Origin of the sequence: Aeromonas sp. R3-1 (assembly GCF_040908345.1) — a bacterium.
GTDB lineage: Bacteria > Pseudomonadota > Gammaproteobacteria > Enterobacterales > Aeromonadaceae > Aeromonas > Aeromonas veronii.
Genome location: NZ_JBFODN010000024.1, coordinates 1 through 6,432 on the forward strand (window position 1 = coordinate 1; position 6,432 = coordinate 6,432).

The following is a 6,432-nucleotide window of genomic DNA, read 5'->3' on the forward strand; positions in this document are numbered from 1 at the left end:
ATACCCCGTGGAGGGGTTCCCGAGCGGCCAAAGGGATCAGACTGTAAATCTGACGGCTCTGCCTTCGAAGGTTCGAATCCTTCTCCCTCCACCATTTCCCTGATTGCAATGGCTGAATACAATTTGCTTTGCCCCTGTGGAGGGGTTCCCGAGCGGCCAAAGGGATCAGACTGTAAATCTGACGGCTCTGCCTTCGAAGGTTCGAATCCTTCTCCCTCCACCATCATTCAAGAAAACCCGGCCTCGCGCCGGGTTTTCGCTTTCTGCTATCCCCCTCACACTTTTTCGGCATTGTCAGATCTGACAGTTGCAATTGCATCCCATCTTGCTCATCGTGGCATCATCGACATCAGAGTGTTCACATCATGTTTGAAGTCTGGGACGAGCATGGTCACGCCACCGGTCTGACACTGCAGGCGCTCAAAGTCAGAATAAGCAACGACTATCAGGGCGATCTGATGGTGCGCTACAGCAACAAGCTGGGACTCCCCACGACCCTCTTTCTGACCATTCATCAGGGCGTTGCCTATCAACGCTTCAAAGCGGGTTCGCCAAGACTGGATTGGGAATGGCTGGCCACCGCAGGCAATGGCCACAGCCCCCGCAATTTTATGAGCGAACAGTTTCCCGATTTTCAACTCGCACTGGATAATTGAACATCAGCAACTATCGCTAACCCACCATCAAAGATTCCCCAAAAGCTGATTTTCCATTCGCATGATATTCCTGCCAAATTGCATGATGACGTGGGGGCGAGTACAATCTCGCACCCCGAATATCCGGCGTATCTTCTTTAGATAACCCCGGATATGCCGTCATCGGGTCGTGCTGCATTGAGCCTCTTCTCTGAGAGCTTCTTGCACCGCAACTCAACCACTACGATGCCATCAGGTGGCATCGTCCTGATTTGCAATCAGATATAAAGAGTCCGCCATGTTTAAACCAGAATTGCTCTCCCCCGCAGGTTCCCTCAAGAACATGCGTTATGCCTATGCCTATGGCGCTGATGCCGTCTATGCCGGTCAGCCCCGCTACAGCCTGCGGGTGCGCAACAACGAATTCGATCATGAAAACCTGCAGCTGGGCATCAACGAAGCCCATGCGCTGGGCAAGCAGTTCTATGTGGTGGCCAACATCCAGCCCCACAACTCCAAGCTCAAGACCTTTATCCGCGACATGCGCCCTGTGGTGGAGATGAAGCCGGATGCGCTGATCATGTCCGACCCAGGTCTTATCATGATGATGCGTGAAGCCTTCCCGGATATGCCCATTCACCTCTCGGTGCAGGCCAACGCGGTCAACTGGGCCACGGTGAAGTTCTGGCATCAAATGGGCCTGACCCGCGCCATCCTCTCCCGCGAGCTGTCGCTGGACGAGATCGAAGAGATCCGCATGCAGGTGCCGGAGATGGAGCTGGAAGTGTTCGTTCACGGCGCGCTGTGCATGGCCTACTCCGGCCGCTGCCTGCTTTCCGGCTACATCAACAAGCGTGACCCCAACCAGGGCACCTGCACCAACTCCTGCCGCTGGGAGTACAAGGTGCACGAAGGTAAAGAAGATGACGTGGGCCAGATCGTCCACCGTCAGGAACCGATCAAAGTGCGTCCGGACAACACCCTGGGCCTTGGCAAACCGACCGATGCGCTGGTGCTGCTGGAAGAGTCCAACCGCCCGGGCGAGTACATGAGCGCGTTCGAAGACGAACACGGCACCTACATCATGAACTCCAAGGACTTGCGTGCCGTCGAGCACGTCGAGCGACTGACCAAGATGGGCGTTCACTCCCTGAAAATCGAAGGGCGCACCAAATCCTTCTACTACTGCGCCCGTACCGCTCAGGTTTACCGCAAGGCCATCGACGATGCAGTAGCGGGACGTCCGTTCGACCGCAGTCTGATGGGCACCCTCGAAAATCTGGCCCACCGCGGCTATACCGAGGGCTTCCTGCGCCGTCACAACCACAGCGAATACCAGAACTACGACTACGGCTACTCCGTCTCCGACACCCAGCAGTTTGTCGGCGAGATCACCGGTCGCAAAGGTGACATGGTCGAGGTCGAGGTGAAGAACAAGTTCCTGGTGGGCAACAACCTGGAGCTGATGACCCCGCAGGGCAACGTCCGTTTCAATCTGGAGCAGATGGAGAACCGCAAGGGCGAGCTTATCGATACCGCGCCGGGCAACGGTCACGTGGTCTATGTGCCAGTCCCGAAAGATCTGGATGTGAACTACGGCATTTTGCTGCGCAATCTGGGCGACAGCCAGGATACCCGCAACCCGCACACGGCGGCCTGAGATGGCGCTGCTCATCACCGACAAGTGCATCAACTGTGACATGTGCGATCCCGAGTGCCCCAACCAGGCTATCAGCCTGGGTGAGGAGATCTACGAGATCGACCCCAGTCGCTGCACCGAGTGCGTCGGTCACTATGAGAAGCCGACCTGCATCAGTGTCTGCCCTATCGACTGCATCATCTGGGATCCCGCTCATGTGGAGACCGAAGATCAGCTGATGGAGAAGTTTGTACGGATGCACAGGCAGTAGCTGATGCACAGACCGTAAAACGAAAAAAAGGCCGAGCAATCGGCCTTTTTTGATCCTGCGTTCAGCGGCTGGGCATCACTTGCCGACCAGCCGGATCAGTTTGTCCAGCTCCCGCTGGGCCTCCAGCATCCGGGTCTGGGACTCCTCCAGCCTGGCCTGCCGCTTGGCAATTTTCTCCGGTTTGCCACTGACTCTCGCCTCCTGCAGTTCAAGCAGACGCTCATCCACCTCGCCACGCAGTTTGTTAACCCGCTCTTTCTGCTCCTTAAGCAGACCTTCATCGGTACAGTTGGCCTTGATATTGCGCGCTGCCTGTTCGAGCCCGGCAATCAGCCCGGCATTGTTGTGTGCTTTGGCAAACACCAGCTGGTCGTTGACGGCCTGCAGACGAGCCTTGCAACCGACCGCCTCACTGCCAAAGGCCTGACCCGCCAATAGCAGCAAGCCAGCTCCCAATACTTTCCACATCTCGATTCATCCGGTCTTGTTTGCGAGCTGACCATAAAAACCTCGATCGGCAGCAGGGTCAAGCAAGTGGGAAAAAGGTGCGACAGAAGTTGTGCGACATCACGCAATTGCCACCCTGTTGGTTCTACAATGGCGCTCTTTCCAATCGGGAGTCTGTTATGAATCAACAAATTGTGGTCATTGCCAACGGTGCCCCCTACGGCAGCGAATCCCTGTTCAACGCCCTACGCCTCGCTATCGCCCTCAACGAACAGGGTGGTGCCAGCCTCAAGCTGTTCTTGATGTCCGATGCGGTGAGTGCAGCACTGGCCGGTCAGGCACCGGCCGAGGGATACAACCTGCGCCAGATGCTGGAGATCCTGCTGGCGCAGGGCGTCACCATTCGCCTGTGCAAGACCTGCACCGATGCCCGTGGCATCACAGCCCTACCGCTGATCGAGGGCATTGAGGTCGGCACCCTGCCGATGCTGGCCCAATGGACCCTGGCTGCCGACAAGGTGCTGACCTTCTGAACCATAAGGGGCTGGCCAGCGGCGAAGTCAGCCCGGTTAGCCTATCACCGACTCCTGCCGGGCACTTCGCCGACCATGATGTCGGGCGCCAGCTTCATAAAGCGCAAAAATCGCCACACAAAGCAGCGCCATCAGCACATAGAGCAACTGCCCGCTCCACTGCTCGAGGATCCAGCCTCCCAGCAGGGCGCCGGCGGCTCCTCCCAACCCGGCCAGTGCGCTGGCACCAAAGTAGCTCCCCTTGAGATGAGCGGGAGCCATCTGGTCGATCAGCACGTTGAGCAGGGGGAAGAGGATGGTCTCGCCGATGCTGAGCAGCAGCACGGCGCCAAACCAGTGGCTGCGCACCATCGGATCCCCCAGCGCGAAGAGCAATTGGGCAGCCAGAAAGAGCGCCATGCCGATATGAAGCCGTACCCGCACCGGCCAGCGTGACAACAACCGCAGCAGCGGAAACTGCAGCAGCACCACGGTCAGGGCATTGGTCGCCACCAGCAGAGCAACCAGCTCGGCCACCTGCGGCATACCGGCTCGGGTCAGGTATTGCACCAGCGGCGAGTGAAACTGGGAGTAGACCAGCACCATCAGGAGATTGGCCATCACCAGCAGCAGGAAGGCGCGATCCGCCAGCAACACCTTGATGGCATCCCGCAGTCCGGGGCCTGCCGCCCCCGGCTTGCCTGTGCTGCCAGCCCGGCGAAATCCCCAGCCAAAGGCCAGCGCCAGCAGCAGATAGCTCACCACCAGAAACAGGAAGGTCTCCTGCTGGGCGTTGATCCCGAGGGTCACCCCCAGTAGCGGCCCCAGCGCGGCCCCCAGGTTGAGCAGAAAATAGCGCAGGTGCAGTGCCAGCTCCCGCGCCTTGGCCGAGGCCAGACTGTCGGCCATCAGCGCCTTGCCGGGGGCATCGATGAGCCCCGACGAGAGGCCGCTGCCCATCACCCCGACCCCGAGCCAGAATACCTCGTGCGAAAAACCGAGCAGGCCGAAACAGATCATCGCCACCAGACAACCGGCCAGCAGTATGCTGCGCCGCCCGAAGCGATCAGAGAGCCAGCCGCCGTAAAAACTGACCAGGGTAGAGAGGGCCATCGAGCCACCCAGCAACAGGCCGATGAAGGTGGCCGAAAGGTCATACTCCCGATAGAGCAGAATGGAGAGGAAGGGCCACACCATGTAGTAGCTGGTACGCACCATAAAGGTGCCCAGAATGACGATCCAGACCAGCGGGGTAAATTGCCTGAAGGTGCTCCATGACATCTCTATGCTCCATGCCCCGCAGCTCTTACCACAAGATCCTGTCATAAACGGGGAAAGCATTCAGTTGTAACAGAGGGCCTCAATAGAAACAACCCTCGCTCACCGACAAGGTGCAACCGGATGCAAAAAGGCCAGCCGATGGGCATCGGCTGGCCTTTTTATCGCGGGATTTCCCTCGGGCTAGCGCCAGGGGCTCTGCTGCCACAGACGCCCCAGTCCGGCTTCCAGCGCCTGAGCGCCCTGCTGTCCCAGCTTCTGGGTCAGACTTTTAGGCTTGCGATAGCTGATGCCGATCACCTTGTGGTGGCTGGCCTGCGCCAGCAGATAGTCATCGCTGGTGCAGAGGGTATCCACCAACCCCAGCGCCTTGGCCTGACTCGCCAGCCAGTGTTCACCGGTCGTGACCTGATCGATATCGAGTTGCGGGCGGTGTTCGGCAACAAAGGTCTTGAAGCGCTCGTGGATCGCCGCCAGCTCCTCGCGAAACTTCTCGCGCCCCAGATCGTCATTCTCGCCAAACATGGTGATGGTGCGCTTGTACTGACCGGCGGTGTGCATCTCGAATTCGATATCGTGCTTTTTCAGCAACTTGTTGAAGTTCGGCATCTGGGCGATCACCCCGATGGAGCCGACGATGGCAAAGGGGGCAGCCAGGATCTTGTCCGCCACGCAGGCCATCATGTAGCCGCCGCTCGCCGCCACCTTGTCGATCGCCACGGTGAGCTTGATGTCACGATCGCGCAGCCGCTGCAGCTGGGAAGCGGCCAAGCCGTAACCATGCACCACGCCGCCACCGGATTCGAGCCGCAACAGCACCTCGTCGCCGGGCTGGGCGACGCCAATCACCGCGCTCACCTCCTCGCGCAGGGAGGCCACCTCTTTGGCATCCATGCTGCCGTTGAAATCGAGCACAAACAGGCGACTGCGCTCATCACCGGCCTTGGCGCGCTTTTTCTGCTCCTCTTTCTGCTGCTTTTCCATCACCTTGCGCTCGGCCTTGCTGGCAAGCGCGCTCTTGAGCGCAAACTGCCCCTGCTCCAGCTCGCTCGAGAGATCGGTCACCACCAGCTCACCCTTGCGCGCTTTCGGCTGGCGAGTGCTGACGATCATCAGGATGATGGCGCCGATGGCCAGCAGGAAGGTCACTGTCTTGGCCAGAAACAGGCCATATTCCGTCAGAAATGTCACGATGGACTCCACAATGGATCGGTTTTCGTCACATTCTAGGGAGTTTGGCGAATGCGCGCAAAAAATCGCAGCCAGTGCCCGGAAAAACCAACCCGAGCATCACAACCTCTCTATTTTCTTCACATTTTTCTTGCCGCTGGCTGGTCAAACAGGCGCGCGGATCAGTACACTTGGCGCCGATTGCCATGCACTTATGGCCGGAATTTGTTAACAGGAGTTGTCATGCTCGATTATCAGGCACCCCGCGATCTGCTCAAGGATAAAGTCATTCTGGTCACAGGTGCCGGCGACGGGATCGGCCGCGAAGCCGCCCTCACCTACGCCGCTCACGGTGCCACCGTGATCCTGCTCGGCCGCACCAGCGCCAAACTCGAAGCCGTGTATGGCCAGATTGAAGCGGCCGGTTATCCGCTGCCCGCCATCGTGCCGGTGGATCTGAAAGGGGCCACCGCCGCCCAC

At 58.9% G+C, this 6,432-nt stretch carries 8 protein-coding genes and 2 tRNA genes; 7 read left to right on the forward strand and 3 right to left on the reverse strand.

Annotated elements, in window-relative coordinates; translation table 11 throughout:
- Positions 1–9: 9 nt before the first annotated feature.
- The 5 genes from AB5Y85_RS01390 (at position 10) to AB5Y85_RS01410 (ending at position 2,545) form a co-directional block, all read left to right on the forward strand.
- A tRNA-Tyr gene (locus AB5Y85_RS01390) sits at positions 10–94 on the forward strand.
- A 44-nt stretch (positions 95–138) separates the two neighbouring features.
- A tRNA-Tyr gene (locus tag AB5Y85_RS01395) sits at positions 139–223 on the forward strand.
- 142 nt (positions 224–365) lie between these two features.
- A complete protein-coding gene (locus AB5Y85_RS01400) occupies positions 366–656 on the forward strand; it encodes a hypothetical protein (RefSeq protein ID WP_120415623.1) in 291 nt (96 codons plus the stop codon).
- 277 nt (positions 657–933) lie between these two features.
- Complete coding sequence (yegQ, locus tag AB5Y85_RS01405) at positions 934–2,295, forward strand: tRNA 5-hydroxyuridine modification protein YegQ (protein ID WP_005353849.1); 1,362 nt, start codon at positions 934–936, stop codon at positions 2,293–2,295.
- A gap of 1 nt (position 2,296) precedes the next feature.
- Positions 2,297–2,545, forward strand: a complete 249-nt coding sequence (locus AB5Y85_RS01410; protein WP_005334896.1) for a YfhL family 4Fe-4S dicluster ferredoxin — start codon at positions 2,297–2,299, stop codon at positions 2,543–2,545.
- A 75-nt stretch (positions 2,546–2,620) separates the two neighbouring features.
- Here AB5Y85_RS01410 and AB5Y85_RS01415 read toward each other — a convergent pair whose 3' ends face one another.
- Positions 2,621–3,013, reverse strand: coding sequence for a DUF1090 domain-containing protein (locus AB5Y85_RS01415; RefSeq protein ID WP_257687858.1), 393 nt, complete (start codon positions 3,011–3,013; stop codon positions 2,621–2,623).
- Between the two features lie 158 nt (positions 3,014–3,171).
- On the opposite strand from AB5Y85_RS01415, the gene AB5Y85_RS01420 reads away from it, so the two are divergent.
- The gene (locus AB5Y85_RS01420; RefSeq protein WP_005334901.1) at positions 3,172–3,525 is read left to right on the forward strand and encodes a DsrE/DsrF/TusD sulfur relay family protein; all 354 of its coding nucleotides are present in this window, start codon (positions 3,172–3,174) and stop codon (positions 3,523–3,525) included.
- A gap of 36 nt (positions 3,526–3,561) precedes the next feature.
- Here the strand turns inward: AB5Y85_RS01420 and AB5Y85_RS01425 are convergent, their stop codons facing one another.
- Complete coding sequence (locus tag AB5Y85_RS01425) at positions 3,562–4,785, reverse strand: MFS transporter (protein WP_257687859.1); 1,224 nt, start codon at positions 4,783–4,785, stop codon at positions 3,562–3,564.
- A gap of 180 nt (positions 4,786–4,965) precedes the next feature.
- Entirely contained in the window at positions 4,966–5,973 is a 1,008-nt protein-coding gene (gene sohB, locus AB5Y85_RS01430) for a protease SohB (protein WP_257687860.1), read from the reverse strand.
- Between the two features lie 222 nt (positions 5,974–6,195).
- On the opposite strand from sohB, the gene AB5Y85_RS01435 reads away from it, so the two are divergent.
- A partial coding sequence (locus AB5Y85_RS01435) for an SDR family NAD(P)-dependent oxidoreductase (RefSeq protein WP_368221075.1) occupies positions 6,196–6,432 on the forward strand: 237 nt, incomplete at its 3' end.